20 protein-coding genes, 2 tRNA genes and 3 rRNA genes are annotated in these 24900 nt (G+C 56.3%); 7 read left to right on the top strand and 18 right to left on the bottom strand.

Annotated features, from left to right (window positions below; translation table 11 throughout):
- Position 1 precedes the first annotated feature (1 nt).
- The 15 genes from phnO to AC4OVS_RS20295 form a co-directional block, all read right to left on the bottom strand.
- A complete protein-coding gene (gene phnO, locus AC4OVS_RS20365) occupies positions 2-436 on the bottom strand; it encodes an aminoalkylphosphonate N-acetyltransferase (protein WP_022646777.1) in 435 nt (144 codons plus the stop codon).
- Positions 429-980 (bottom strand): ribose 1,5-bisphosphokinase, encoded by a 552-nt coding sequence (gene phnN / locus AC4OVS_RS20360; protein ID WP_032621424.1) that lies wholly within the window; start codon positions 978-980, stop codon positions 429-431. The genes phnO and phnN overlap by 8 nt, the downstream gene beginning before the upstream one ends.
- Positions 977-2113, bottom strand: a complete 1137-nt coding sequence (phnM, locus tag AC4OVS_RS20355) for an alpha-D-ribose 1-methylphosphonate 5-triphosphate diphosphatase (protein ID WP_491922675.1) — start codon at positions 2111-2113, stop codon at positions 977-979. Before phnM ends, phnN begins: the two co-directional genes overlap by 4 nt.
- On the bottom strand, positions 2110-2790 hold the full coding sequence (gene phnL / locus AC4OVS_RS20350; RefSeq protein ID WP_491922674.1) for a phosphonate C-P lyase system protein PhnL: 681 nt from the start codon (positions 2788-2790) through the stop codon (positions 2110-2112). Before phnL ends, phnM begins: the two co-directional genes overlap by 4 nt.
- A 156-nt stretch (positions 2791-2946) precedes the next feature.
- Positions 2947-3702 (bottom strand): phosphonate C-P lyase system protein PhnK, encoded by a 756-nt coding sequence (gene phnK / locus AC4OVS_RS20345; protein WP_003860225.1) that lies wholly within the window; start codon positions 3700-3702, stop codon positions 2947-2949.
- Positions 3699-4544, bottom strand: a complete 846-nt coding sequence (gene phnJ / locus AC4OVS_RS20340; RefSeq protein ID WP_023299113.1) for an alpha-D-ribose 1-methylphosphonate 5-phosphate C-P-lyase PhnJ — start codon at positions 4542-4544, stop codon at positions 3699-3701. Before phnJ ends, phnK begins: the two co-directional genes overlap by 4 nt.
- The gene (locus tag AC4OVS_RS20335; RefSeq protein WP_022646782.1) at positions 4537-5601 is read right to left on the bottom strand and encodes a carbon-phosphorus lyase complex subunit; all 1065 of its coding nucleotides are present in this window, start codon (positions 5599-5601) and stop codon (positions 4537-4539) included. Before AC4OVS_RS20335 ends, phnJ begins: the two co-directional genes overlap by 8 nt.
- Positions 5601-6185, bottom strand: a complete 585-nt coding sequence (gene phnH / locus AC4OVS_RS20330; protein ID WP_023305278.1) for a phosphonate C-P lyase system protein PhnH — start codon at positions 6183-6185, stop codon at positions 5601-5603. Before phnH ends, AC4OVS_RS20335 begins: the two co-directional genes overlap by 1 nt.
- The gene (phnG, locus tag AC4OVS_RS20325) at positions 6182-6634 is read right to left on the bottom strand and encodes a phosphonate C-P lyase system protein PhnG (protein WP_023299115.1); all 453 of its coding nucleotides are present in this window, start codon (positions 6632-6634) and stop codon (positions 6182-6184) included. The genes phnH and phnG overlap by 4 nt, the downstream gene beginning before the upstream one ends.
- Positions 6635-7360: a phosphonate metabolism transcriptional regulator PhnF gene (phnF, locus tag AC4OVS_RS20320; protein ID WP_022646784.1), complete on the bottom strand. Its 726-nt coding sequence runs from the start codon at positions 7358-7360 to the stop codon at positions 6635-6637.
- 20 nt (positions 7361-7380) lie between these two features.
- Entirely contained in the window at positions 7381-8160 is a 780-nt protein-coding gene (gene phnE / locus AC4OVS_RS20315; RefSeq protein ID WP_022646785.1) for a phosphonate ABC transporter, permease protein PhnE, read from the bottom strand.
- 115 nt (positions 8161-8275) lie between these two features.
- The gene (gene phnD / locus AC4OVS_RS20310; RefSeq protein WP_022646786.1) at positions 8276-9292 is read right to left on the bottom strand and encodes a phosphonate ABC transporter substrate-binding protein; all 1017 of its coding nucleotides are present in this window, start codon (positions 9290-9292) and stop codon (positions 8276-8278) included.
- A gap of 23 nt (positions 9293-9315) precedes the next feature.
- Positions 9316-10104, bottom strand: coding sequence for a phosphonate ABC transporter ATP-binding protein (gene phnC / locus AC4OVS_RS20305; RefSeq protein ID WP_003860210.1), 789 nt, complete (start codon positions 10102-10104; stop codon positions 9316-9318).
- Positions 10105-10277: 173 nt separating this feature from the next.
- Positions 10278-10709 (bottom strand): VOC family metalloprotein YjdN, encoded by a 432-nt coding sequence (gene yjdN / locus AC4OVS_RS20300; RefSeq protein WP_022646788.1) that lies wholly within the window; start codon positions 10707-10709, stop codon positions 10278-10280.
- An 80-nt stretch (positions 10710-10789) separates the two neighbouring features.
- Positions 10790-11125: a zinc ribbon domain-containing protein YjdM gene (locus tag AC4OVS_RS20295; protein WP_022646789.1), complete on the bottom strand. Its 336-nt coding sequence runs from the start codon at positions 11123-11125 to the stop codon at positions 10790-10792.
- Positions 11126-11716: 591 nt separating this feature from the next.
- On the opposite strand from AC4OVS_RS20295, the gene crfC reads away from it, so the two are divergent.
- Positions 11717-14071, top strand: a complete 2355-nt coding sequence (crfC, locus tag AC4OVS_RS20290; RefSeq protein WP_491922673.1) for a clamp-binding protein CrfC — start codon at positions 11717-11719, stop codon at positions 14069-14071.
- Positions 14068-14946 carry a diguanylate cyclase regulator RdcB family protein gene (locus AC4OVS_RS20285; protein ID WP_022646791.1) on the top strand — a complete coding sequence of 293 codons (879 nt, stop codon included), beginning with the start codon at positions 14068-14070 and terminating at the stop codon, positions 14944-14946. Before crfC ends, AC4OVS_RS20285 begins: the two co-directional genes overlap by 4 nt.
- A 33-nt stretch (positions 14947-14979) precedes the next feature.
- Here the strand turns inward: AC4OVS_RS20285 and kdgT are convergent, their stop codons facing one another.
- Complete coding sequence (gene kdgT / locus AC4OVS_RS20280; RefSeq protein ID WP_022646792.1) at positions 14980-15972, bottom strand: 2-keto-3-deoxygluconate transporter; 993 nt, start codon at positions 15970-15972, stop codon at positions 14980-14982.
- A gap of 646 nt (positions 15973-16618) precedes the next feature.
- Here kdgT and proP point away from each other — a divergent pair.
- On the top strand, positions 16619-18121 hold the full coding sequence (gene proP / locus AC4OVS_RS20275) for a glycine betaine/L-proline transporter ProP (RefSeq protein WP_022646793.1): 1503 nt from the start codon (positions 16619-16621) through the stop codon (positions 18119-18121).
- Positions 18122-18153: 32 nt separating this feature from the next.
- Here the strand turns inward: proP and AC4OVS_RS20270 are convergent, their stop codons facing one another.
- Positions 18154-19107 carry a nickel/cobalt transporter gene (locus AC4OVS_RS20270; protein ID WP_046618245.1) on the bottom strand — a complete coding sequence of 318 codons (954 nt, stop codon included), beginning with the start codon at positions 19105-19107 and terminating at the stop codon, positions 18154-18156.
- A gap of 484 nt (positions 19108-19591) precedes the next feature.
- On the opposite strand from AC4OVS_RS20270, the gene AC4OVS_RS20265 reads away from it, so the two are divergent.
- The 4 genes from AC4OVS_RS20265 to rrf all read left to right on the top strand — a co-directional run bounded on the left by AC4OVS_RS20265 (position 19592) and on the right by rrf (position 24566).
- A 16S ribosomal RNA gene (locus AC4OVS_RS20265) occupies positions 19592-21133 on the top strand.
- Between the two features lie 84 nt (positions 21134-21217).
- A tRNA-Glu gene (locus AC4OVS_RS20260) sits at positions 21218-21293 on the top strand.
- A gap of 183 nt (positions 21294-21476) precedes the next feature.
- A 23S ribosomal RNA gene (locus tag AC4OVS_RS20255) occupies positions 21477-24381 on the top strand.
- Positions 24382-24450: 69 nt separating this feature from the next.
- A 5S ribosomal RNA gene (rrf, locus tag AC4OVS_RS20250) occupies positions 24451-24566 on the top strand.
- Together the 16S, 23S and 5S rRNA genes with 1 tRNA gene alongside form the textbook arrangement of a ribosomal RNA operon.
- Before the next feature lie 244 nt (positions 24567-24810).
- Here rrf and AC4OVS_RS20245 read toward each other — a convergent pair.
- Positions 24811-24886: transfer RNA gene (locus AC4OVS_RS20245), tRNA-Phe, on the bottom strand.
- Positions 24887-24900 lie beyond the last annotated feature (14 nt).

The raw sequence follows: 24900 nt of genomic DNA, 5'->3' as shown, positions 1-24900 counted from the left end.
TCTACAGCGGTTTGGTGAAGCGGAAATGGCTTTGCGTATATCCTTCACGAACATAAAAACGGTGCGCGTCCACGCGCTTCACGCTGGTGGAAAGCTCGGTCAGCTCGGCGCCTGCCTGGCGTGCGATCTCCTCTGCCCAGGCCAGCAGCTGGCTGCCCACTTTCAATCCGCGCGCCTGCGGCATCACCACCAGCTCCTGGATCTCGCCGATCCAGCGGGCGTGGTGCAGGTGAAACTGCATGTGCAGGCCGATCATCCCGATGATCTTCCCGTCCAGCTCGGCCAGCTGGTAGCGCATATTGTGATCCTGCAAGTTGGCCAGATACCCGGCGTGAAACGCCTGATGATCGAACTCGGCCTGCTTAAGTTCGCAGATCAGAGCGTAAACGATCGGCGCATCGTCGGCGGTGGCGGGGCGAAGCTGGCAGTCAGGCATGCTGTTTCTCCTTCTGGCGAATAAGCGATAGAAAGGTCTCGACTGACTGTAGCAAACTTCCGTCGTTATTGAGGAGATGGCAACCCGACGGGGTGTAGCGCGCCGCACGTTCCAGCCGCTGGTCGATCTCGCGCGCGTTTTCGCGCCCCCGCTTTTGCAGCCGGCTACGCAGAACCTCCGGGGAAACCTGCAAACAGACCGGGAGCAGCGCCGCTTCGTACCGGGCGCGAGCCTGCGGGAGATGCGCCCGTGAGCCGTTAACCAGCACGTCGAACCCCGCGTGCAGCCAGAGGTCGATCTCAATGCCGACGCCATAGTAGTAACCGTTGGCATGCCAGCTTAGCGCCAGCAGGTTTTGTCCGGCGCGGGTAAAAAACTCCTGCTCGCTCAGGGCGATATGGTTTTCGCTTCCGGCGTTGGCATCGCGCGTGATATAGCGGTGCGCCACCAGCAGCTGTGAGTGTTCCCGCTGCCGTAACGCCGACAGCAGGCTGTCCTTCCCGGAGCCGGACGGGCCCATTAACCAGATGAGTCTTCCCATCAGAACACCCTTTTTCCCTGACGCCAGACGTGGTCGATATGAATGTGCTCGCCCTTACGGTGCGCCAGCACCAGATCGGCCCGTTTCCCCTCGGCAATTTCCCCGCGATCGTGAAGATTGAGCGCGGTGGCCGGGTTTTTCGTCACCAGGCGAATCGCCTGCGGCAGCGTGAAGCTATTGCCTTCGTCGTCCGCGACGCGGAAGGCCGCGTCCAGCAGGCTGGCGGGGTAATAGTCAGATGAGAGGATATCCAGCAGGCCGAGGGAGGCGAGCTTGCTTGCCGCCACGTTTCCGGAGTGCGACCCGCCGCGCACGATGTTCGGCGCACCCATTAGCACGTTCATGCCATGCTTACGCGATGCCTCTGCCGCCTCGAACGTGGTGGGAAATTCGGCGATCACGCTCCCAAGCTGGTGGGATTCGCGAACATGGTCGTGCGTGGCATCATCATGGCTGGCCAGGGCAATATTACGGTCACGGCACATCGCGGCAATGGAGAGACGATTCGGCTGCGACCACCGCGCCGCAAGCTGGAGCTGCTCTTCTTCATAGCGCGCCATCTCGGCATCATTGAGCGCGTATTTGCTCTGATAGTATTCGCGATACTTTTCAATGTTGGCGAACTGGCGCTGCCCCGGCGAGTGATCCATCAGGGAAACCAGCGAGACCGGCTCGCGGCCCACCAGCTTTTCAAACAGCGGCAGGGTAGTGTGGTGCGGCAGCTCGCAGCGCAGGTGCAGGCGGTGCTCGGCGCGGTTGAGGCCGCGCTTTTGCGTCTCCTCCACGGCATTGATCATCTTCTCCAGGTTCTCCAGCCGATCGCCGCCGTCGCGCACGTCGCCGATCGCCACCGCGTCCAGCACCGTGGTGATGCCGCTGGCGACCATCAGCGCGTCGTGGCTGCTCATCGCTGAATGAGCAGGCCAGTCGACCTTCGGGCGGGGCGTGAAAAATTTATCAAGATTATCGGTATGCAGCTCAATCAGCCCCGGCAGCAGCCAGCCGCCTTCGCCATCCATCGCGTCCGGTGAGCGGCTCTGGGTTTCAGCAAACGCGCGGATGACACCGTCCCGGACCTCAACCGAGCCGTTCACGACCTCATTTTCCAGTACCAGCCTGACGTTATTGATAATCATGCGTTTGTCCCCATCGGGTGCAGTCTGTCCGCCACGCGATGGCGTACGGCGTCGTCGTGGAAGATCCCGACGATCGCCGCGCCGCGCGCTTTGGCCTGTTCGATCAGTTCCATCACCGCTGCGCTGTTTTTACTGTCGAGCGAGGCGGTGGGTTCATCCAGGAGTAAAATCGGGTAATCGACGATAAAGCCGCGGGCGATGTTCACGCGCTGCTGTTCGCCGCCGGAAAAGGTCGACGGGGCGAGGTGCCACAGACGCTCCGGTACGTTGAGACGCGTCAGCAGGCTGGCGGCTTTAGCGGTGCAGGTTTCGCGCGGCACGCCGAGATCCAGCAGGGGCTGCATGACCACGTCCAGGGCAGAGATCCGCGGGATCACCCGCAGGAACTGGCTGACCCAGCCGATCGTCCAGCGGCGTACTTCCAGCACCTTGCGCGCGGGAGCCTGGACCAGATCGACCCATTCATTGTTATGGCGGATATGAATATGGCCTTCGTCCGGCAGGTAGTTGGCATACAGGGAGCGCAGCAGGGTGGATTTTCCGCTGCCGGAATGGCCATGCAGCACCACGCATTCGCCGTTTCTGACCTCTAATGAGGCATTTTGCAGTACCGGCAGGCGGACACCGTTTTGCTGGTGGAGCACAAAGGTTTTACTGACATTTTCAACGTGGATCATTTTTGCCTCGCGATTCGTTTTGCCGGGTGGCGGCTTCGCCTTACCCGGCCTACGGGTGCGGTGTTCGTTTTGCCGGGTGGTGGCTTCGCCTTACCCGGCCTACAGGTGCGCTGTTCGTAGGCCGGGTAAGCGCAGCGCCACCCGGCAACAGCGCCCTCAGTTCTGCAATACGGACGACACCAGCAGCTGGGTGTACGGATGATGGGGATCGTCGAGCACCCGGTCGGTTAACCCACTTTCCACCACCTGACCCTGCTTCATCACCAGAAGACGGTCCGCCAGCAGGCGCGCGACGCCTAAATCATGGGTGACAATCACCACCGCCAGGTTCAGCTCCACCACCAGGCCGCGCAGCAGGTCGAGCAGGCGAGCCTGCACGGATACGTCCAGCCCGCCGGTCGGTTCGTCCATAAACACCAGCTTCGGATGGGTGACGAGATTGCGGGCAATCTGTAAACGCTGCTGCATGCCGCCGGAGAAGGTGGTCGGCAGGTCGTCGATGCGCGAGGCGGGGATTTCAACTTCCTCCAGCCAGTGCTGCGCCGTGGCGCGGATATTGCCGTAGTGGCGTGCGCCGGTGGCCATCAGCCGTTCACCGATGTTGCCCCCCGCTGACACCTGACGGCGCAGGCCGTCCATCGGGTGCTGATGCACCACGCCCCACTCGGTGCGCAGCAGGCGGCGGCGCTCGGCTTCGCTCATGCCATACAGCGACACGCCCTCATACAAAATGTCGCCATTCTGCGGCGTCAGGCGCGCGGAGATGGACTTCAGCAGGGTGGTTTTACCGGAGCCGGACTCGCCGACAATGCCCAGCACTTCGCCCGGCCACAGCTCAAACGACACGTCGCTAAAGCCTTTGCCCGGCGCATAAAGGTGAGTCAGGTTGTTAACCGAAAGCAGCGGTTTCATTGGCTGTTCGCCTCGCTCTGTTGGCGGCAGTAATCAGTGTCGGAGCAGACAAACATCCGTTTGCCAGTGTCGTCCAGCACCACTTCATCCAGATAGCTGTGTTTGGATCCGCAGATGGCGCACGGCTCGTCCCACTCCTGCACCGTAAACGGGTGATCGTCGAAATCCAGGCTCTCTACGCGGGTAAACGGCGGTACGGCGTAGATGCGTTTTTCACGTCCGGCACCAAAAAGTTGCAGGGCGGGCATCATGTCCATCTTCGGGTTATCGAATTTCGGGATCGGCGACGGGTCCATCACGTAGCGGCCGTTCACCTTCACCGGGTAGGCGTAGGTGGTGGCGATATGGCCGAAGCGGGCGATATCCTCATACAGTTTGACCTGCATGATCCCGTACTCTTCCAGGGCGTGCATGGTGCGGGTTTCGGTTTCCCGCGGCTCGATAAAGCGCAGCGGCTCCGGGATCGGCACCTGGAAAATCAAAATCTGATCTTCAGTCAGCGGGGTCTCCGGAATGCGGTGACGGGTCTGGATCAGCGTCGCGTCTTCGGTTTTTTCAGTGGTGTTGACGCCCGTTACGCGCCTGAAGAAGTTGCGGATCGACACGGCGTTGGTGGTGTCGTCTGCCCCCTGGTCGATGACCTTCAGCACGTCCGCTTCGCCAATCACGCTGGCGGTGATTTGAATACCGCCGGTGCCCCAGCCGTAGGGCATCGGCATTTCGCGGCCGCCGAACGGCACCTGGTAGCCGGGGATCGCCACAGCCTTAAGGATGGCGCGGCGGATCATGCGTTTAGTTTGCTCGTCCAGATAGGCAAAGTTGTAGCCGCTTAAGTTAGCCATTGGCGCGCTCCCGTTGCAGGCGTTTCAGCAGTTCCAGTTCGGCCTGGAAATCGACGTAGTGCGGCAGCTTGAGGTGCGAGACAAAGCCCGCGGCCTCAACGTTATCCGCGTGGGCCAGCACGAACTCTTCGTCCTGTGCCGGGCCTGCAATATGCTCGCCGTAGTCCGGCGCCTGGAGCGCACGGTCAACCAGCGCCATCGCCATCGCCTTGCGCTCGCTCAGGCCATACACCAGCCCGTAGCCGCGGGTAAAGTGTGGATCTTCATTTTCTGGCGCGACAAAACCGTTGACCATTTCGCACTCGGTCATCAGCAGTTCGCCGATGTTCACCGCAAACCCCAGCTCTTCTGGCACAATTTCGACATCGAGATAGCCGCTGCGGATCTCTGCCGCGAACGGGTGGTTGCGCCCGTAGCCGCGCTGCGTGGAGTAGGCCAGCGCCAGCAGATAGCCTTCGTCGCCGCGCATCAGCTGTTGCAGACGGGACGAGCGCGAACAGGGATAGACCGGCGGCGTGCGGGTGATGTCATCCGGTGTGCTGCCGGTGTCTTCTTCCGCCTTCGCCAGCCCCTGGTTTGCCAGCAGGCTAAAGACGTGCGGGGAGGCGTCTTGTTCAGCATCAGAGGCGCTGAGCTGCGGTGTTTCACCGTTTGCCAGCAGAGCGAAGTCCATCAGACGATGGGTGTAGTCGTAGGTGGGGCCAAGCAGCTGGCCGCCAGGAATATCTTTATACACCGCAGAAATACGGCGCTCTAAACGCATTTCCGCCGTATTTACCGGCTCGCTCACCGCCAGCTTCGCAAGCGTTGTGCGGTAAGCGCGCAGCAGGAAGATGGCTTCCACGTTATCGCCGCTAGCCTGTTTCAGCGCCAGTGCCGCCAGCTCACGGTCCGCGATGCCGCCTTCGGTCATCACGCGGTCGACGGCCAGGTTTAACTGCTGTTCAATCTGGGCGACGCTCAGCTCGGGAAGAGCGTCATCCCCCCGGCGTCTGTGCGCCTGCAAGGCATGGGCGGCGGCGATCGCCTTCTCGCCCCCTTTGACGGCAACGTACATCAGCACACCTCCACGTGAGTGGTTCGCGGGATCGCCAGCAGGCGCTCGCCGCAGGTCAGGAGCAGGTCAATGCCGAGCGGAAACGGATGCGGGCGCTCGGTCAGCTCATGGATGATGCACTCCGGCAGCTGGGGGGCGACCATCCGCTCGTCGGCGATGCCTGCACCCGTCAGGCGAAGCATGCGACCACCGCTCAGGCTGGAGACCTGCAAAATCAGCGTGGCGCTGGTTTCCGGGGCGACGGCGCTGCCTTCGCTCAGGGCGTTAAGCTGCTCGTGGCTGATTTGCTCGTCTGCCACGGCGAAGACCGCCTGCTGGGGCTGCTCGACCAGCGGCGCGTTGGTGTGAAAGCGCAGGTTCTGGCTGGCGATATCGTTCAGCAATGCCCCTGACAGCCATACCGGCGTGTCGTTGTCCGCCAGCGTCAGCAGCACGCTGGTAGAGGCGAGATTCAGCGGCAGCCAGCCCTGCGAAAGCTGGTGCAGCGAGACGATCACGCCGGGCTCGCTCATGGCTTTCAGCAGGCGACGGAAACTCTGTTGGGCATCCTGGACGGCCAGGGTAAAGGCAGGTTGAAGCGTCATGCGTTGTCTCCGCGAACGAGCGTAAAGAAGTCGACCCGGCTGGTATTCACTTCGGCCTGACGCGCGGCAAGGCGTGCGGCGCGGTCAGCTTCCAGCGGGGCAATAAGGGTTTCCATTAAGGTCTGAAAATGCGGCTGTTCCTGTAAAAGCGCGTCGATAACCGCGCAGCGCTCGGCGTGCGTTTTGTCGCGTCCAAGTACGTAGCCGTAGCCCAGCGTGCCGCTGCTCAGGCGGATCACCGCGCGGGTGAGGGTGGCATCGCCGGCGAAGAAGCGCTCGCCGGTGCCGCCCATGCGTGCCTGGATCTGCACCAGGCCGATCTCCGGCGCGCGGATCGTGTCGTAGTCCGGCGTCAGGCCGAGCGCGTTCATGCGGGCAGCCAGCGCAGCAGGCTGGCTGTGGGCCAGCACGCGCATCCAGCGCTGACGAGTGGAGGTGTCGAAGTGCATTCAGTGCTCCATGGTAAATTCAATCATGTCGGCGCGGGTCAGGCTGACGGAGTATTCCGTTGCGTTGACGTCGCCGTCACGGTGGTTGAGGGTGCGCACGCAGAGCAGCGGGGCCATGTTGGGGATCTCCAGCACCTTGCTCTCTTTAGCCTGCGCGCGGCGGGCGCTGATGCGCGTCTGGGTGCGTTTGAGCGCGATACCCGTCGCCTCCTGAAGAAAATCATGCAGGGAACCGCTGGCGAAATGTTGCAGCACGGGCCAGAGGGAGAGGTCCGCGAAGTAGTGGTCGATCTGACAGACCGCCACGCCGTTCACCCGGCGCAACGTGCGCAGGTGAACGACGTTGTCGCCCTCCTGAATCCCCAGCGCGTCCGCTACGTGGCGGGAGGCCGGGCGCAGGACAGACAGCAGCTTTTCGCTGGTGGGGTGGCTGCCCTGATCAAGCAGGTTCTGGCTAAAACGCGCCTGAGCATTGAGCGGGTAGTCAAACGGGCGCATCAGCACCAGCACGCCGACGCCCTGACGACGCTGGACCCAGCCGCGTTCCACCAGCTGATCGATGGCGCGACGCAGGGTGTGGCGATTCACTTCGTAGCGGTCGGCAAGCTGCTGCTCGGCAGGCAGGTAGTCGCCGCACCGATAGTGCGTGCGCAGCTCCACTTCGAGCTTTGCCGCAATCTCTTGCCAGCGGGTAGGGTAACTGGTCGGATGTCTGGATAAGTGCATACCAATCAAAGCCTCGCTTCTCAGATGAAGTGCTTACGCAAGCGTTGAGAGAGGAAATCCAGCAGGCTGACGGTGACGATGATGAGCACCATCAATGCGCAGGTTTGCTGGAACTGGAAACCGCGAATCGCTTCCCACAGGGTGACGCCAATACCGCCTGCGCCCACCATGCCGACCACGGTGGCGGAGCGAACGTTGGACTCGAAGCGGTATAGCGAATAGGAGATGAGCAGCGGCATGACCTGCGGCAGGACGCCGTAGAGGATCTCTTCGATTTTGTTCGCGCCGGTTGCGCGGATGCCTTCCACCGGGCCGGGCTCGATGGCTTCAACCGCTTCGGAGAGCAGCTTGGAGAGTACGCCGGTGGTGTGGATGAACAGCGCCATCACGCCAGCGAACGGACCCAGGCCGACGGCGACCACGAACAGCATCGCAAAGACCATTTCGTTGATGGCGCGACAGGCGTCCATCAGGCGACGCATCGGCTGGTAGATCCACCACGGCACGATGTTTTCGGCGCTCATCAGGCCAAACGGAATGGAGAGGATCACGGCGAGGGCGGTGCCCCAGACGGCGATTTGCAGGGTGGTGGCCATTTCACTGAGGTAGTCCTGCCACTGGCTGAAGTCCGGCGGGAAGAAGTCGGCGGCGAAGGTCGCCATGTTGCCCGAGTCCCTGAAGAGCAGCAGCGGATCCATCTCCGCGCCCTTCCAGGAGATAACGAGCACCGCCAGCAGAACGGCCCAGCTTATGAGCGAGAACCAGCTGCGCTTTGGCGGCGGGAGGGTGATGGTTTGCATGTTGGCTCCTTAATCTGTTCTCCCTCTCCCTGTGGGAGAGGGCCGGGGTGAGGGCATCAGCGTGCGCCTTTCCCCCTCACCCTAACCCTCTCCCTCAAGGGAGAGGGGACTTGAGTTACTGCACCGCTTTATTCACGCTGGTCATCGCGCCGAGCGCGGCGGTCAGGCGGTCGAGATCGTCCAGCTGCGCCTGAATTTCCGACACTTTGCTGGTCTTCTCTTCTTCCTTCAGACCTTTGTTGTCCTTCACGCCCTGCATCTGTTTAAACAGCGCCAGCTGGCGAATCGGCACCAGTTGCAAATCGCTGGACGCGCGGAACGGTGCCCAGCCCAGGTGCGCCAGCACTGCTTTCTCTTCCGGCGTTTTGCCGTAGTTCATAAAGAAGTCGTAGACCTTGTCTTTGGTGCTTTCGGAGAGGTTTTTACGCCACACGATCGGGTCGCCCGGGATCAATGGCGATTTCCAGATCACCTTCAGCGCTTTCAGCTTGTCCGGCGCGGAGGTCTTCAGCTTGTCGAGGTTTTCAGTGTTGTTGGTGGCAACGTCTACCTGCTTGTTTGCTACGGCCAGGGCGTTGGTTTCGTGGCTGGCGTTGACCGTGCGCTTGAAGTCGCTGGCGGAGATGTTGTTTTTCGCGAAGACGTAGTAACCCGGGACGAGGAAGCCGGACGTAGAATTCGGGTCGCCGTTACCAAAGGTCAGCTCTTTGCGTTTGGCGAGCATATCGTTGAGGTTGTTGATCGGGCTGTCTTTGTTAACGATCAGCACGCTCCAGTAGCCCGGGGAGCCGTCTGCTGCAACGGTCTGGGCAAAGACCTGGCCGTTGGCGCGATCTACCGCTTCCATGGCAGAGAGGTTGCCGTACCACGCGATGTCGACTTTGTTGAAGCGCATTCCCTGGATAATGCCCGCGTAGTCCGGGGCGAAGAAGGCGTTCACTTTGATCCCCAGTTTGGTTTCCATATCTTTCAGGAACGGTTCCCACTGCGGCTTCAGGTTTTGCTGTGATTCCGTTGAAATGATGCCAAAGTTCAACGCTTTTTCCTGTTCCTCTGCCCAGGCCGGGCTTAACAGGGTGCTGATGCTGAACATGCTGGTGAAGGCCAGCGCGGCAACGGCTTTGTAGTTCATTTCCATTCCTCGTTATCGGGGCGTTAAGCAGCCTGCGCGCGTTCTTCGACGCGGTTTACGCTGCGGTAGAGATGATCAAAACGTTCGTTATCAAACTGATGGCTGGCGCCATCGAAGAACACGTGGCCCTGACGCAGGGCGACGATGCGCTCGCAGTAGCGCAGGGCGTAATCCACCTGATGCAGCGTCACCACCACGGTGATGCCGTCGTTCTGGTTGATGTCGCGCAGGGTTTCCATCACGATGCGGGCCGATTCCGGATCCAGCGAGGCGATAGGCTCATCGGCCAGAATGATTTTGGCTTTCTGCATCAGGGCGCGGGCGATGGCGACGCGCTGCTGCTGTCCGCCGGAGAGCGTTGAGACGCGCTGGTGGGCAAAATGCGCCATGCCGACGCGGGTCAGCGCCTGTAAGGCTTCTTGTTTCTGGGAAGGGGAGAACCAGCGCAGGCAGGTGCGCCAGAACGGGGTGCTGCCGAGCGCGCCAATCAGCACGTTCTCGAGCACCGTCAGGCGGTTCACCAGGTTGAACTGCTGAAAGATATAGCCCGTCTGCGCGCGGCTTTTGCGAATATCGCTCGCCAGACGCCCCGCATGTTGCACGGTGTTACCCAGCAGCTCGACGCGGCTTTCCGGCGTTTTGTCACAGGTAATGAGGCCGCTTAAGTGACGAAGAAGGGTGGATTTTCCTGAACCGGATGGCCCCAGCAGCGCCACCATTTCGCCCTGCTGGACGGTCAGATCAACGGCATGCAGCGCCTTGTTGTGATGGAAGGTTTTGCTCAGTTTCTCGACGCGAATGACAGTTTGCATGTGCTGGGCCTCACGATAAATGTGGCCTCATGCTGGCGCATCAATATGACATTCAGGTTAAGTGTTGGTTGCGGGAGTTTGAAGAGTTGAGGGGGATTTGATGACAATCACCGTAGGCCCGGTCAGCGCAGCGCCACCGGACGCTGTTGCCGGATGCGCTGCGCTTATCCAGCCTACGATTTAACGACGTTAATCATCCACGGCACGCCGTATTTGTCGGTCACAGTGCCGAATCCGTGCGCCCAGAAGGTCTCCTGCCAGGCCATTTCAATATTGCCGCCATCGGCGAGGTTGTCGAACCAGCGCTTGCCTTCCGACACATCCTGGGTGTCGAGCACCAGTGTGAAACCCGCGTATTGCGCGCTGCTGCCAGGCGGTATCCCGTCGCTCATCATAATGTCGCTGCCCGCGATGCGGACGTTAGAGTGGGCGATGGCGGTATCCGGGAAGTTCATGCCGGACGGACAGCCTTCTTCGCTGTTTTCGTCTTTAGGCATTTCGCCGAAGGTGATTTTGTAGAGGAGTTCTGCGCCGACGGCCTGCTGATAGAAGGCGGTGGCCTCCGCACAGTTGCCGGCGAAAGAGATGTAGGGACTTAACGGCATAATCTTTACCTCACGTAAGAAAAGCCCGTTAAGTGTAGTTCCCGGACGCCCGGTAAGCGAAGCGTCACCGGGCGGGTCAATCAGTTCTTTTTCACGAACTCAGATTTCAGTTTCATCGGACCGAAGCCGTCAATTTTGCAATCGATATTATGATCGCCTTCAACAAGACGGATGTTTTTCACTTTGGTACCAATCTTCAGCATGGAAGAACTGCCTTTTACCTTCAGATCTTTCACAACGGTAACGCTGTCGCCGTCTGACAGCAGGTTGCCGTTCGCGTCTTTCACAATCAGCGTATCGCTGTCCTGCGCAGGCTCCGCATCGTTCCATTCATGGGCGCATTCCGGGCAAACGAACATGCCATTGTCTTCATAGGTGTATTCAGAATTGCATTTCGGGCAGTGTGGAAGTTGCATGTTGGTATCCTCAAAAGTGTTAACACGCTGGAAAACGCCAGCTAAATGACGGCAGTGTGCCGAAAAAGGCAGCGAGTATAACGCAAATCCCCACTTTTGTCGGTGATATTGTTTTAGAAAAATAGCGCAAAAATGCGTAAAAGATGACACGAACTGTCAGTGAATTAGGGGAAGCTTATGCCCTGCACGGCAGTGATCGTTATGATGATAAATATATCGAATATTTTATTACAGCAAATTGCTACGCTGTGCCATTTCGGATAAGGTGAAGGAACAAGCCGTTATTTATCTATCCTTTCTGATGCTATACATCTTTTGGTGTCAGGGAATACCTCTCTTTTTTGGTGGGTAAATAACGATGATATCTCCTGATGTTTCCTGAAAATGCGTTTTGTCTATTTACTTTTGGTCTTCTGACCAGAGGGATGTTTTACACGTATTAGAAGGGTGAGATTTAAATTCTCATTATCTTCAGTGGCTTGTATTAAATGAACATGTTTTCCATACGTGATCATATAAGCCTGAACAGTATAATTAAAAAAACGTGGCTTAATAAAAGTAATAAATTTGCGTTAAGGGAAGGCTTTTATCATGCACACACAGACCATATTTGAATTAAGCCAGGAAGCCGAACGTTTGTTACAGCTGGCTCTGAACAATCTTGATTCATTAAAATCAATGCCGATTGCAAAGCTGGATAGCACAGCCGCTGCCATGAGCGGCGTTAATAACAACGTTTTGCCATTACATTTTAGCGCGCGGGGTGTCGACGCTCAGCAGGCGTTGCTGAATAACGAATTACGCAAAATAACCCGCCTCGAAATGGTGCTGGCGATTGTGGGTACCATGAAAGCGGGAAAATCGACCACCATTAATGCGATTGTGGGCACGGAAGTGCTGCCGAACCGCAATCGTCCGATGACGGCGCTGCCCACGCTGATCCGCCATACGCCGGGCCAGAAGGAGCCGGTGCTGCATTTTTTGCACGTTGCGCCCATTGATACCCTGATTTCCCAGTTGCAGACGAAATTGTGCGATAAAGATCGCGGCAAGCTGGCGCGGCGTCTGGAAATCGACAAGGACATGAATACGCTGCTGGAGCGCATCGAAAGAGGTGAGGCGTTCGGAAAACATCACCTGGGCGCGGAGCCCATCTTTCATTGTCTGAAAAGCCTGAACGATCTGGTGCGGCTTTCTCAGGCGCTGGGCGTGGAGTTTCCTTTTTCTGAGTACGCCGCGATTGAACATATTCCGGTGATTGAGGTGGAATTTGTGCACCTCGCCGGTCTGGATGCGCACCTGGGGCAACTGACGCTGCTCGACACGCCGGGGCCGAACGAGGCCGGACAGCCGCACCTGCAAAAAATGCTCAGCGAGCAGCTGGCGCGCGCCTCCGCCGTGCTGGCGGTGATGGACTATACCCAGCTTAAATCTATTTCCGACGCCGAGGTTCGTCAGGCAATTTCGGCGGCGGGGAAATCCCTGCCGCTTTACGCCCTGGTCAATAAATTCGATCAGAAAGATCGTAACAGCGACGATGAAGAGCAGGTACGGGCGATGATTTCCGGCACGCTGATGAAAGGGAATATTTCTCCGGGACAAATTTATCCGGTCTCTTCCATGTGGGCCTACCTGGCAAACCGCGCCCGCTATGAGATGAACACCCATGGGCGGCTTCCCGATCATCAGGATCAGCGTTGGGTACAGGATTTTGCCGAGGCCGCGCTGGGCCGCCGCTGGCGTACGGCCGATCTCGACGATAGTGACCATATTCGCCATGCGGCGGATCTGCTGTGGGAGGATTCGCTGTTCGAACAGCCCATCCGCAAGCTGATTTACGCGGCTTACGCCAACGCCTCGCTGTTCGCCCTGCGGTCGGCATCGCATAAGCTGCTGAACTATGCGCAAAATGCCAGAGAATACCTGGATTTTCGCCATCAGGGACTGACGGTCGCCTTTGATGAGCTGGAGCGGAATATTAAGCGCCTGGAAGAGGACATGGCGATGCTGCGTCAGCGGCAGAGCGTAGTGAGCGATGAGGTCCAGCATGAAGTTGAAGAGGCGCTCAACGCAGCGGATACATTTCTGCTTAGTCAGAAAGGCGAACTTCACCAGGCGCTGGACGACATGTTTAGCCGCCCGTTAATTCTTGATTTAGCCGGGCGCGAGCCATCCAGCATGCGTACAGACGACACGGATGGGAACCAGCAACTGGTGCTTGACGATGAAGGGCAGGCACAGATTGTCCTGAGCAAGATCCGATCGTCATGCGAGCAGATTTTGCTGAATGCGCAGAGCAGAATTAGCCGGGAGCTGGCGTTACGCTTCGATCAGCTGGAGTCTACGCTCGCCCGATCGTTGAATGAGGCGATGCGCCCCATCGAGATGCAAATTAAGGAACAGCTCAGTCATGCCGGCTTTCGGGCGCGGATTAGCTTTCCGGCGTTTCAGGCAAACCAGCTTAACTTCAATACGCGCGGCTTATTTAATGATGCCATTGTGCAGGACACCCCTCCCGCCAGTCAGCCTGCAGGGGCGGGCAGCGTACGTAATACCGTCTCGCGCTGGCTCAATCATCCCGGCTGGGGCTGGGAAGCGTATGTGGAGACGCGCACCCGATATGTCATCGATATCGCCCAGCTTCATGGCAAATTTACGCAGCATACCGATCAGTTTTGCGATCAAATACGTAAAGCTTTGGCCGCGCAGGTCGATGTCTCTGTTACGGCAGGTATGGCAACGTTCTTTGCAGAGTTTTCGTTGTGCCTGACCGGGTTACAGGAAAGCTTGCGTGATAGCCTTGCCGTGCGGCAGCAGAATGAGCATTCAACCCGGGCGCTTAGCCAGTTGTTGAAGCAAAGTATGACCACAGCGGCGTGGATTCAGGAAGATACCCGACTGTTACGCGATGATATTCAAACCTTATTCGCGGCAGAGCAACCATGACAACACAGCTACTGGACGGTCCCGGGCGGACGCTGGAGTGTATTCATCCAAAATTTATGGTCGATTTGGTCCAGGGGGCGGATGCTGCTCGTCACACCCTCCTGGGGCCACAGCAACTGCAATTTCGTGAGCGTTTGACGCAGGAGATCGTTACGCAGACCCGGTTGCGGCCATGGGCAATGGCGGGAATGCTCAACGAAAATGCAGCACTGCGGCTGGGTCTGGCGGAGAAACTGGCCGGTATGCTCGACCCGGGACACCTGGCGCTGACCCGCATGTCCGACAAGCTGGTAGCCCTGCGCCAGCAGGTTAATCCACGCCTCCCTCAACCTTCCGGATTGTTGCAACAGTACGAGGCGCTCTCCGCACATTTCAACCAGCGTGCCGCCTATAAAGAGAAAGCGCTCGCGCAGCGCGGCCTTACGGTTCAGGCGGGTGAGCACAGCGAGCAAATTTTTACCCGCTGGCGAGCCGGGCAGTATGACGGCTGGTCGCTGGCTGGCCGCTGCTTTATCGTGCTGGAAGAGTTGCGCTGGGGCGCGTTTGGCGATGCCTGTCGTCTGGCGAATAGTGATGTGGCGGCCATGCTGAAAGATAACCTGCGCAGCATGGCCGCAAACTATCTGGCACAGGGGATTAACGCTTCTCCCACCACCCGGCATTTTTACCATCAGTGGCTGACGACGCCCGCTTCTCCTGGTCTGATGGATTATAAAGATATGCTTGGCTGGCTGGGGGACTGGTGTCAGGCGGATAAACATCCGGTGAGCTGGTCAGTGACGCAGAGCTGGCAAACGGTCGCGCTGGGTATGCCGAGACTCTGTTCGGCAAAACGACTGGTGGATGGCATGGTGGAAGAGATATTTAGTGCGTGATTGCCCCCTCTTTTTAAGGAGGGGGCGAACGGCTTAGTGGTGCATTTCTACCGCTTTCGGCTCTGCCTGGGTTTCCGGAACCTGTCCAAAACGTCTGGCGTACAGCGCCGTGATGATCGGGACCAGAATCGCCGTCACAATCACGCTGGCGGCAACCAGGGCCGTGGCGGAAGCCGCCACCGGTTCAAAGGCCGGGTTAATCTGGGCGATAATCACCGGGTTAGCTACCGCAGCGCCTGCGGCCGACGAGGCGGCCACACCTGCGGTTCCGTTACCGCCCCCAATGACGCGGTCTGCAATAATTAGCGGGATACCCGTGATGACGATGACGGCAACACCCAGCACAATACCCAGCAGGCCGGTTTCCAGAATCACGTTCAGATTGATGGTATTGCCCAACGCGAAGCCGAAGAACGGGATCAGTACCGGGGTGGCTTTGCTGAAGAAATCGCGCAGATCGTGATCGAGGTTGCCTAGCGCAAAACCAATCAGGAACGGCAGGATCGCCCCGACAAAATGGTGGGGTTCAAAGGAGGCAAGGCCGGCAGAACCCAGAATCAGCATGGTCATCAGCGGACCCGACTCCAGGGACATCAGCACGAACGCGCCTGATTCTTCTTTGGTGCCATATTGATTCATCAGGCTGGCATAGAGACCGCCGTTGGTCATATCCATTGCTGAAACAATGGCCAGAACGGATAATCCGGCGAAGAATCCGGTCTGTATGCCATTCTCCGGAATGAACATCGCGCAGATCATGGCAACGACCCAGGCGACCGCAATTTTAGTAATGACCAGCGTCCCTGATTTACGTAATACCGTACCAGTTGCACGTAAATTAATAGATGCGCCGATGCAAAAGAACCAGACTGCCAGAATCGGCACCGTTCCGGTGATCATACCTTTTGTAAAACCGCCAAAATAAGCACCGGTATTCGGGGCCAGCGTATTTAATATCGCGCCAAGTACCAGCGGGACCAGCATCATCCCGCCCGGGATGCGTTCTATTGTTGCTTTAATCTTCATCATTAACCCTCACATCTCGCCCGCGTGGCTGGCGGAAATCTCAAAAAATAGATCAACAAATTCAAATGATTGCCTTTTTTGAAGACCAATCGATTCGTTACTTATGCTGTAAAGCGAAATTCAGGTGCTTAGCATTCCTTCATTTGAAAGCCGCTGGGATATTGTGTTCGGGTTTATCATGCGATCTTTGGAATTGCGATTCAATGAAAATAAAACACTGTTTTAGTTATCTGCGTCACATATTGAATGTAAACAGGAATGCCCGCTGTTAATAATTAAATTTTGTGTAAATTCGATGTGAAGAAATGTGATTGTTTTTTGTTTTAAGAGGAATAATAACGGGTGTTAAGATGTGCTTGATAAAGGGGGTGAGAATGACCTTATTTATCGTGAATTGACAAAACCTGAAGCCAACTTACGAACCGGAAAAATATATGTGAAGTTGATCACATATATAAACGCTGGTAGGGTAAAAAGGTCTTTAACTGCCCAGACAGGCGTCAACAGGTTCGGTTGTATTGAGGTAAAACGTCAATGTAAGTAAACCTGCTACGCTTGAATAAGGAGATTCGCATGGAGCGGATCTCTGGTTCACAGCTTGCAAATGCGCTGTGAAACGGACGGGGCTGAGTCTACGAGGAAAGCTATGCTTAGAAGGAAAAAAGTAAAACCCATCACGCTGCGCGATGTCACCATTATTGATGATGCGAAACTGCGCAAAGCGATTACGGCGGCCTCGCTCGGTAATGCGATGGAGTGGTTCGATTTTGGTGTCTACGGCTTTGTTGCCTATGCGCTTGGTAAAGTGTTCTTCCCCGGTGCCGATCCCAGCTTGCAGATGATTGCCGCGCTGGGTACGTTCTCTGTTCCCTTCCTTATTCGCCCTCTCGGTGGCCTGTTCTTCGGCATGCTGGGTGATAAATATGGTCGCCAGAAGATCCTGGCTATTACTATTGTCATCATGTCGATAAGTACATTCTGTATCGGCCTTATTCCGTCCTATGCGACCATTGGTATATGGGCACCGATCCTACTGTTGATCTGTAAGATGGCGCAGGGCTTCTCCGTTGGCGGCGAATATACCGGTGCATCGATTTTTGTCGCTGAGTATTCTCCGGATCGAAAACGCGGCTTTATGGGCAGCTGGCTCGACTTTGGTTCGATTGCCGGGTTTGTCATGGGCGCGGGAGTTGTGGTTCTGATTTCAACCGTAGTGGGTGAAGAGAACTTCCTCGACTGGGGCTGGCGTATTCCGTTCTTCCTGGCGCTGCCGCTTGGCATCATCGGTCTTTACCTGCGTCACGCCCTGGAAGAGACGCCTGCGTTCCAGCAGCACGTTGAAAAGCTGGAGCAGGGCGACCGTGAAGGGTTGCAGGATGGCCCGAAAGTGTCGTTCAAGGAGATTGCGACCAAACACTGGCGCAGCCTGTTGACCTGTATCGGTCTGGTGATTTCCACCAACGTGACCTATTACATGCTGCTGACATACATGCCGAGCTATCTGTCGCATAACCTGCACTACTCGGAAGACCACGGTGTGCTGATTATTATCGCCATCATGGTAGGCATGCTGTTCGTGCAGCCGATTATGGGTCTGCTGAGCGACCGCTTTGGCCGTAAGCCATTCATTATTCTCGGTAGCGTCGCGCTGTTCGCGCTGGCAATCCCGGCCTTTATTCTGATTAACAGCAATGTGCTGGGGCTGATTTTCGCCGGTCTGCTGATGCTGGCGGTGATCCTCAACTGCTTTATCGGGGTGATGGCTTCTACGCTACCGGCAATGTTCCCGACGCATATTCGCTACAGTGCGCTGGCGGCAGCCTTTAATATCTCCGTTCTGATTGCGGGCCTGACGCCGACGCTTGCTGCTTCACTGGTGGAGAGCACGCAGAACCTGATGATGCCTGCTTACTATCTGATGGTTATTGCGGTGATTGGCCTGATTACCGGTATTACTATGAAGGAGACGGCGAACCGTCCACTGAAAGGGGCAACGCCTGCGGCGTCCGATATTCAGGAAGCGAAGGAGATCCTGCGCGAGCACTACGATAACGTAGAGCAGAAGATTGAAGATATTGACGCAGAGATTGAAGAGCTTCAGAAAAAACGTTCTCGCCTGGTTGACCAGCATCCGCGAATTAACGAGTGATAAAAAACCCGCCGCTGGCGGGTTTTCTTTTATTAGCATCCTGCGGCGATATAGTCGCCGCTGACGCTGACGGGGATCACCGTCAGGAAGAGGATAGTTGCGAACAGTATCAGAACAACTCCTCCGGCTATTTTGACCATCGGCATTACCCAGTTCAGGGAAGTGCCGCCACTAAACCAGGCTACTGTGCGTTCACGCGCGTAACGTACTGCCAGCGACAGCCCCATAATCGACAGCGCCGTGCCCAGCGACATTGTCATCACAGCAGTAATTCCCCAGCTAATAATGCCGAGCGCATTCGAGAACATCAGGATCATAATTGCTCCGCTGCACGGGCGTGCGCCAATGGCCAGCACCACGCCCAGACGGGTTTTCCAGTCGCTTTTAGCCAGATCCACCCCTACGCCGTGATGGCCGCAGCCACAGTGTTCATTGTGCTGATGATGCGGCTTGATGGCGCTAATCGCCATTTTGCGCGGACGCAGGCTGCTGAGCGCCTGATAAATGATAAACGCACCGAAGGCGGCAATCAGTAAGGCGCTGATTTTCTCGACGTACCAACGGCTGGTACTGATATCTCCTGACGCGAGGTTCAATCCAACCGCCAGGATAAACACAAAGAGGATCGCGCTGACGCCCTGCATCAGGCTACCGATAAACGGTACGACGCGCGCCGCGAGCTGGCTCTCTTTATTGGTGCTGAGATACGTGGCGACGATAAATTTGCCGTGTCCTGGTCCAACGGCATGGAGTACACCATAAAGAAACGCACCGGTTAACAACCACAGCCCACCGCTGTACTGATGATTATTAAGTTGCAGCAAATACATCACCAGATAACGGTGCAGGGTGATCTGAGCGGCGAGGCACCACTGAATAAAAGCATTCCAGTGCGTATGCAGTGCGAAACCTGCCATAAGTAACACCAGCACGGCGAGCCCGGCGGTTGGGATACGCCAGTCACGTTGAAGTCGTTGTGTCGTCATCAGGTTGGTCTGCGAGAGGAATATTTGCCGCTAGTATAGTGTTCAATTAGCGGGATCGCACCGGGATCGTCAATGGATTGTGGATAACTCTGTGCGTAAAAGGGTATAAGGCGGGGTTTTGCTGGGGAATACAGCAGTCAGTCATTTTTTTGCAACTTTTCTGTTGCGGTCGCTCGGGAACTCCCTATAATGCGCCTCCATCGACACGGCAGATGTGAATCACTTCACAGACTACCCGGTCGGTTGAAGAGAAAAATCCTGAAATAACGGGTTGACTCTGAAAGAGGAAAGCGTAATATACGCCACCTCGCGACAGAGCGCTGAAGCGCGTCGCAACTGCTCTTTAACAATTTATCAGACAATCTGTGTGGGCACTCAAAGTGACATGGATTCTTAACGTCCTCGGACGAAAAATGAATACCAAGTCTCAACGAGTGAACACGTAATTCATTACGAAGTTTAATTCATTGAGCATCAAACTTTTAAATTGAAGAGTTTGATCATGGCTCAGATTGAACGCTGGCGGCAGGCCTAACACATGCAAGTCGAACGGTAACAGGAAGCAGCTTGCTGCTTCGCTGACGAGTGGCGGACGGGTGAGTAATGTCTGGGAAACTGCCTGATGGAGGGGGATAACTACTGGAAACGGTAGCTAATACCGCATAACGTCGCAAGACCAAAGAGGGGGACCTTCGGGCCTCTTGCCATCGGATGTGCCCAGATGGGATTAGCTAGTAGGTGGGGTAACGGCTCACCTAGGCGACGATCCCTAGCTGGTCTGAGAGGATGACCAGCCACACTGGAACTGAGACACGGTCCAGACTCCTACGGGAGGCAGCAGTGGGGAATATTGCACAATGGGCGCAAGCCTGATGCAGCCATGCCGCGTGTATGAAGAAGGCCTTCGGGTTGTAAAGTACTTTCAGCGGGGAGGAAGGCGACAGGGTTAATAACCCTGTCGATTGACGTTACCCGCAGAAGAAGCACCGGCTAACTCCGTGCCAGCAGCCGCGGTAATACGGAGGGTGCAAGCGTTAATCGGAATTACTGGGCGTAAAGCGCACGCAGGCGGTCTGTCAAGTCGGATGTGAAATCCCCGGGCTCAACCTGGGAACTGCATTCGAAACTGGCAGGCTAGAGTCTTGTAGAGGGGGGTAGAATTCCAGGTGTAGCGGTGAAATGCGTAGAGATCTGGAGGAATACCGGTGGCGAAGGCGGCCCCCTGGACAAAGACTGACGCTCAGGTGCGAAAGCGTGGGGAGCAAACAGGATTAGATACCCTGGTAGTCCACGCCGTAAACGATGTCGACTTGGAGGTTGTGCCCTTGAGGCGTGGCTTCCGGAGCTAACGCGTTAAGTCGACCGCCTGGGGAGTACGGCCGCAAGGTTAAAACTCAAATGAATTGACGGGGGCCCGCACAAGCGGTGGAGCATGTGGTTTAATTCGATGCAACGCGAAGAACCTTACCTACTCTTGACATCCAGAGAACTTTCCAGAGATGGATTGGTGCCTTCGGGAACTCTGAGACAGGTGCTGCATGGCTGTCGTCAGCTCGTGTTGTGAAATGTTGGGTTAAGTCCCGCAACGAGCGCAACCCTTATCCTTTGTTGCCAGCGGTCCGGCCGGGAACTCAAAGGAGACTGCCAGTGATAAACTGGAGGAAGGTGGGGATGACGTCAAGTCATCATGGCCCTTACGAGTAGGGCTACACACGTGCTACAATGGCGCATACAAAGAGAAGCGACCTCGCGAGAGCAAGCGGACCTCATAAAGTGCGTCGTAGTCCGGATTGGAGTCTGCAACTCGACTCCATGAAGTCGGAATCGCTAGTAATCGTGGATCAGAATGCCACGGTGAATACGTTCCCGGGCCTTGTACACACCGCCCGTCACACCATGGGAGTGGGTTGCAAAAGAAGTAGGTAGCTTAACCTTCGGGAGGGCGCTTACCACTTTGTGATTCATGACTGGGGTGAAGTCGTAACAAGGTAACCGTAGGGGAACCTGCGGTTGGATCACCTCCTTACCTTAAAGAACCTGCCTTTGTAGTGCTCACACAGATTGTCTGATGAAAAGTAAATAGCAAGGCGTCTTGCGATTGAGACTGTACGTCCCCTTCGTCTAGAGGCCCAGGACACCGCCCTTTCACGGCGGTAACAGGGGTTCGAATCCCCTAGGGGACGCCACTTGCTGGTTCGTGAGTGAAAGTCACCTGCCGTCATATCTCAAAACTGACTTGCGAGTCATGTTTGAGATATTTGCTCTTTAAAAATCTGGATCAAGCTGAAAATTGAAACGACACATCTTTAATGGTGTGTTCGAGTCTCTCAAATTTTCGCAATCGGAAGTGAAACATCTTCGGGTTGTGAGGTTAAGCGACTAAGCGTACACGGTGGATGCCCTGGCAGTCAGAGGCGATGAAGGACGTGCTAATCTGCGAAAAGCGCCGGCGAGGTGATATGAACCTTTGACCCGGCGATGTCCGAATGGGGAAACCCAGTGCAATTCGTTGCACTATCGTTAACTGAATACATAGGTTAACGAGGCGAACCGGGGGAACTGAAACATCTAAGTACCCCGAGGAAAAGAAATCAACCGAGATTCCCCCAGTAGCGGCGAGCGAACGGGGAGCAGCCCGGAGTCTGAATCAGCTTGTGTGTTAGTGGAACGGTCTGGAAAGTCCGACGGTACAGGGTGATAGTCCCGTACACGAAAGCACACTTGCTGTGAACTCGAAGAGTAGGGCGGGACACGTGGTATCCTGTCTGAATATGGGGGGACCATCCTCCAAGGCTAAATACTCCTGACTGACCGATAGTGAACCAGTACCGTGAGGGAAAGGCGAAAAGAACCCCGGCGAGGGGAGTGAAAAAGAACCTGAAACCGTGTACGTACAAGCAGTGGGAGCCTCTTTATGGGGTGACTGCGTACCTTTTGTATAATGGGTCAGCGACTTATATTCTGTAGCAAGGTTAACCGTATAGGGGAGCCGAAGGGAAACCGAGTCTTAACTGGGCGTTAAGTTGCAGGGTATAGACCCGAAACCCGGTGATCTAGCCATGGGCAGGTTGAAGGTTGGGTAACACTAACTGGAGGACCGAACCGACTAATGTTGAAAAATTAGCGGATGACCTGTGGCTGGGGGTGAAAGGCCAATCAAACCGGGAGATAGCTGGTTCTCCCCGAAAGCTATTTAGGTAGCGCCTCGTGAATTCATCTTCGGGGGTAGAGCACTGTTTCGGCTAGGGGGCCATCCCGGCTTACCAACCCGATGCAAACTACGAATACCGAAGAATGTTATCACGGGAGACACACGGCGGGTGCTAACGTCCGTCGTGAAGAGGGAAACAACCCAGACCGCCAGCTAAGGTCCCAAAGTCATGGTTAAGTGGGAAACGATGTGGGAAGGCACAGACAGCCAGGATGTTGGCTTAGAAGCAGCCATCATTTAAAGAAAGCGTAATAGCTCACTGGTCGAGTCGGCCTGCGCGGAAGATGTAACGGGGCTAAACCATGCACCGAAGCTGCGGCAGCGACACTATGTGTTGTTGGGTAGGGGAGCGTTCTGTAAGCCGTTGAAGGTGTCCTGTGAGGGGTGCTGGAGGTATCAGAAGTGCGAATGCTGACATAAGTAACGATAAAGCGGGTGAAAAGCCCGCTCGCCGGAAGACCAAGGGTTCCTGTCCAACGTTAATCGGGGCAGGGTGAGTCGACCCCTAAGGCGAGGCCGAAAGGCGTAGTCGATGGGAAACAGGTTAATATTCCTGTACTTGGTGTTACTGCGAAGGGGGGACGGAGAAGGCTATGTCAGCCGGGCGACGGTTGTCCCGGTTTAAGCATGTAGGCGGAGGTTCCAGGTAAATCCGGTACCTTATTAACGCTGAGGTGTGATGACGAGGCACTACGGTGCTGAAGTGATAAATGCCCTGCTTCCAGGAAAAGCCTCTAAGCATCAGGTAACACGAAATCGTACCCCAAACCGACACAGGTGGTCAGGTAGAGAATACCAAGGCGCTTGAGAGAACTCGGGTGAAGGAACTAGGCAAAATGGTGCCGTAACTTCGGGAGAAGGCACGCTGATGTGTAGGTGAAGCCCCTGCGGGCGGAGCTGAAATCAGTCGAAGATACCAGCTGGCTGCAACTGTTTATTAAAAACACAGCACTGTGCAAACACGAAAGTGGACGTATACGGTGTGACGCCTGCCCGGTGCCGGAAGGTTAATTGATGGGGTTAGCGGCAACGCGAAGCTCTTGATCGAAGCCCCGGTAAACGGCGGCCGTAACTATAACGGTCCTAAGGTAGCGAAATTCCTTGTCGGGTAAGTTCCGACCTGCACGAATGGCGTAATGATGGCCAGGCTGTCTCCACCCGAGACTCAGTGAAATTGAACTCGCTGTGAAGATGCAGTGTACCCGCGGCAAGACGGAAAGACCCCGTGAACCTTTACTATAGCTTGACACTGAACACTGGTCCTTGATGTGTAGGATAGGTGGGAGGCTTTGAAGCGTGGACGCCAGTCTGCGTGGAGCCAACCTTGAAATACCACCCTTTAATGGCTGGTGTTCTAACGTAGACCCGTAATCCGGGTTGCGGACAGTGTCTGGTGGGTAGTTTGACTGGGGCGGTCTCCTCCCAAAGAGTAACGGAGGAGCACGAAGGTTGGCTAATCCTGGTCGGACATCAGGAGGTTAGTGCAATGGCATAAGCCAGCTTGACTGCGAGCGTGACGGCGCGAGCAGGTGCGAAAGCAGGTCATAGTGATCCGGTGGTTCTGAATGGAAGGGCCATCGCTCAACGGATAAAAGGTACTCCGGGGATAACAGGCTGATACCGCCCAAGAGTTCATATCGACGGCGGTGTTTGGCACCTCGATGTCGGCTCATCACATCCTGGGGCTGAAGTAGGTCCCAAGGGTATGGCTGTTCGCCATTTAAAGTGGTACGCGAGCTGGGTTTAGAACGTCGTGAGACAGTTCGGTCCCTATCTGCCGTGGGCGCTGGAGAATTGAGGGGGGCTGCTCCTAGTACGAGAGGACCGGAGTGGACGCATCACTGGTGTTCGGGTTGTCATGCCAATGGCACTGCCCGGTAGCTAAATGCGGAAAAGATAAGTGCTGAAAGCATCTAAGCACGAAACTTGCCCCGAGATGAGTTCTCCCTGAGACTTTAAGTCTCCTGAAGGAACGTTGAAGACTACGACGTTGATAGGTCGGGTGTGTAAGCGCAGCGATGCGTTGAGCTAACCGATACTAATGAACCGTGAGGCTTAACCTTACAACGCCGAAGCTGTTTTGGCGAAGAGACAGACACGATTTTCAGCCTGATACAGATTAACAGAATTTGCCTGGCGGCTTTAGCGCGGTGGTCCCACCTGACCCCATGCCGAACTCAGAAGTGAAACGCCGTAGCGCCGATGGTAGTGTGGGGTCTCCCCATGTGAGAGTAGGGAACTGCCAGGCATCAAACAGAAAGAACCCCGTACCGGAAGGTGCGGGGTTTTTTGCTTTGTGCGCGGAAAAACATGCCGGATGGCGGCTTCGCCTTATCTGGCCTGCGGGTTTTGTAGGCCCGGTAAGCGCAGCGCCACCGGGCAATGCTGGCCGCACGACCTCATCGGGAAGAGATACAGGAATAAAATTTAGGTAAGGTTTTGATAAGCGCAGAAAAGCAAAAACCCAGCCATAGGCTGGGTTCTTTAAATAGTGGTGCCCGGACTCGGAATCGAACCAAGGACACGGGGATTTTCAATCCCCTGCTCTACCGACTGAGCTATCCGGGCAACGGAGCGCATTA

It is taken from the genome of Enterobacter sp. 4974935, from assembly GCF_058661735.1.
The sequence above is the reverse complement of the archived record's forward strand: the minus strand, read 5'-3'. Positions and strand labels throughout refer to the sequence as shown.

Excerpts from the sequence above, each read along its gene's own strand:
- phnC (WP_003860210.1), bottom strand. The coding sequence starts at position 10,104 with ATGCAAACTGTCATTCGCGTCGAGAAACTGAGCAAAACCTTCCATCAC.
- phnM (WP_491922675.1), bottom strand. The coding sequence starts at position 2,113 with ATGATTATCAATAACGTCAGGCTGGTACTGGAAAATGAGGTCGTGAAC.
- kdgT (WP_022646792.1), bottom strand. The coding sequence starts at position 15,972 with ATGAAGATTAAAGCAACAATAGAACGCATCCCGGGCGGGATGATGCTG.
- phnE (WP_022646785.1), bottom strand. The coding sequence starts at position 8,160 with ATGCAAACCATCACCCTCCCGCCGCCAAAGCGCAGCTGGTTCTCGCTC.
- phnH (WP_023305278.1), bottom strand. The coding sequence starts at position 6,185 with ATGACGCTTCAACCTGCCTTTACCCTGGCCGTCCAGGATGCCCAACAG.
- AC4OVS_RS20285 (WP_022646791.1), top strand. The coding sequence starts at position 14,068 with ATGACAACACAGCTACTGGACGGTCCCGGGCGGACGCTGGAGTGTATT.
- AC4OVS_RS20270 (WP_046618245.1), bottom strand. The coding sequence starts at position 19,107 with ATGACGACACAACGACTTCAACGTGACTGGCGTATCCCAACCGCCGGG.
- phnO (WP_022646777.1), bottom strand. The coding sequence starts at position 436 with ATGCCTGACTGCCAGCTTCGCCCCGCCACCGCCGACGATGCGCCGATC.
- phnD (WP_022646786.1), bottom strand. The coding sequence starts at position 9,292 with ATGAACTACAAAGCCGTTGCCGCGCTGGCCTTCACCAGCATGTTCAGC.
- phnJ (WP_023299113.1), bottom strand. The coding sequence starts at position 4,544 with ATGGCTAACTTAAGCGGCTACAACTTTGCCTATCTGGACGAGCAAACT.
- AC4OVS_RS20335 (WP_022646782.1), bottom strand. The coding sequence starts at position 5,601 with ATGTACGTTGCCGTCAAAGGGGGCGAGAAGGCGATCGCCGCCGCCCAT.
- phnK (WP_003860225.1), bottom strand. The coding sequence starts at position 3,702 with ATGAAACCGCTGCTTTCGGTTAACAACCTGACTCACCTTTATGCGCCG.
- AC4OVS_RS20295 (WP_022646789.1), bottom strand. The coding sequence starts at position 11,125 with ATGCAACTTCCACACTGCCCGAAATGCAATTCTGAATACACCTATGAA.
- phnL (WP_491922674.1), bottom strand. The coding sequence starts at position 2,790 with ATGATCCACGTTGAAAATGTCAGTAAAACCTTTGTGCTCCACCAGCAA.
- yjdN (WP_022646788.1), bottom strand. The coding sequence starts at position 10,709 with ATGCCGTTAAGTCCCTACATCTCTTTCGCCGGCAACTGTGCGGAGGCC.
- proP (WP_022646793.1), top strand. The coding sequence starts at position 16,619 with ATGCTTAGAAGGAAAAAAGTAAAACCCATCACGCTGCGCGATGTCACC.
- phnG (WP_023299115.1), bottom strand. The coding sequence starts at position 6,634 with ATGCACTTCGACACCTCCACTCGTCAGCGCTGGATGCGCGTGCTGGCC.
- phnF (WP_022646784.1), bottom strand. The coding sequence starts at position 7,360 with ATGCACTTATCCAGACATCCGACCAGTTACCCTACCCGCTGGCAAGAG.
- crfC (WP_491922673.1), top strand. The coding sequence starts at position 11,717 with ATGCACACACAGACCATATTTGAATTAAGCCAGGAAGCCGAACGTTTG.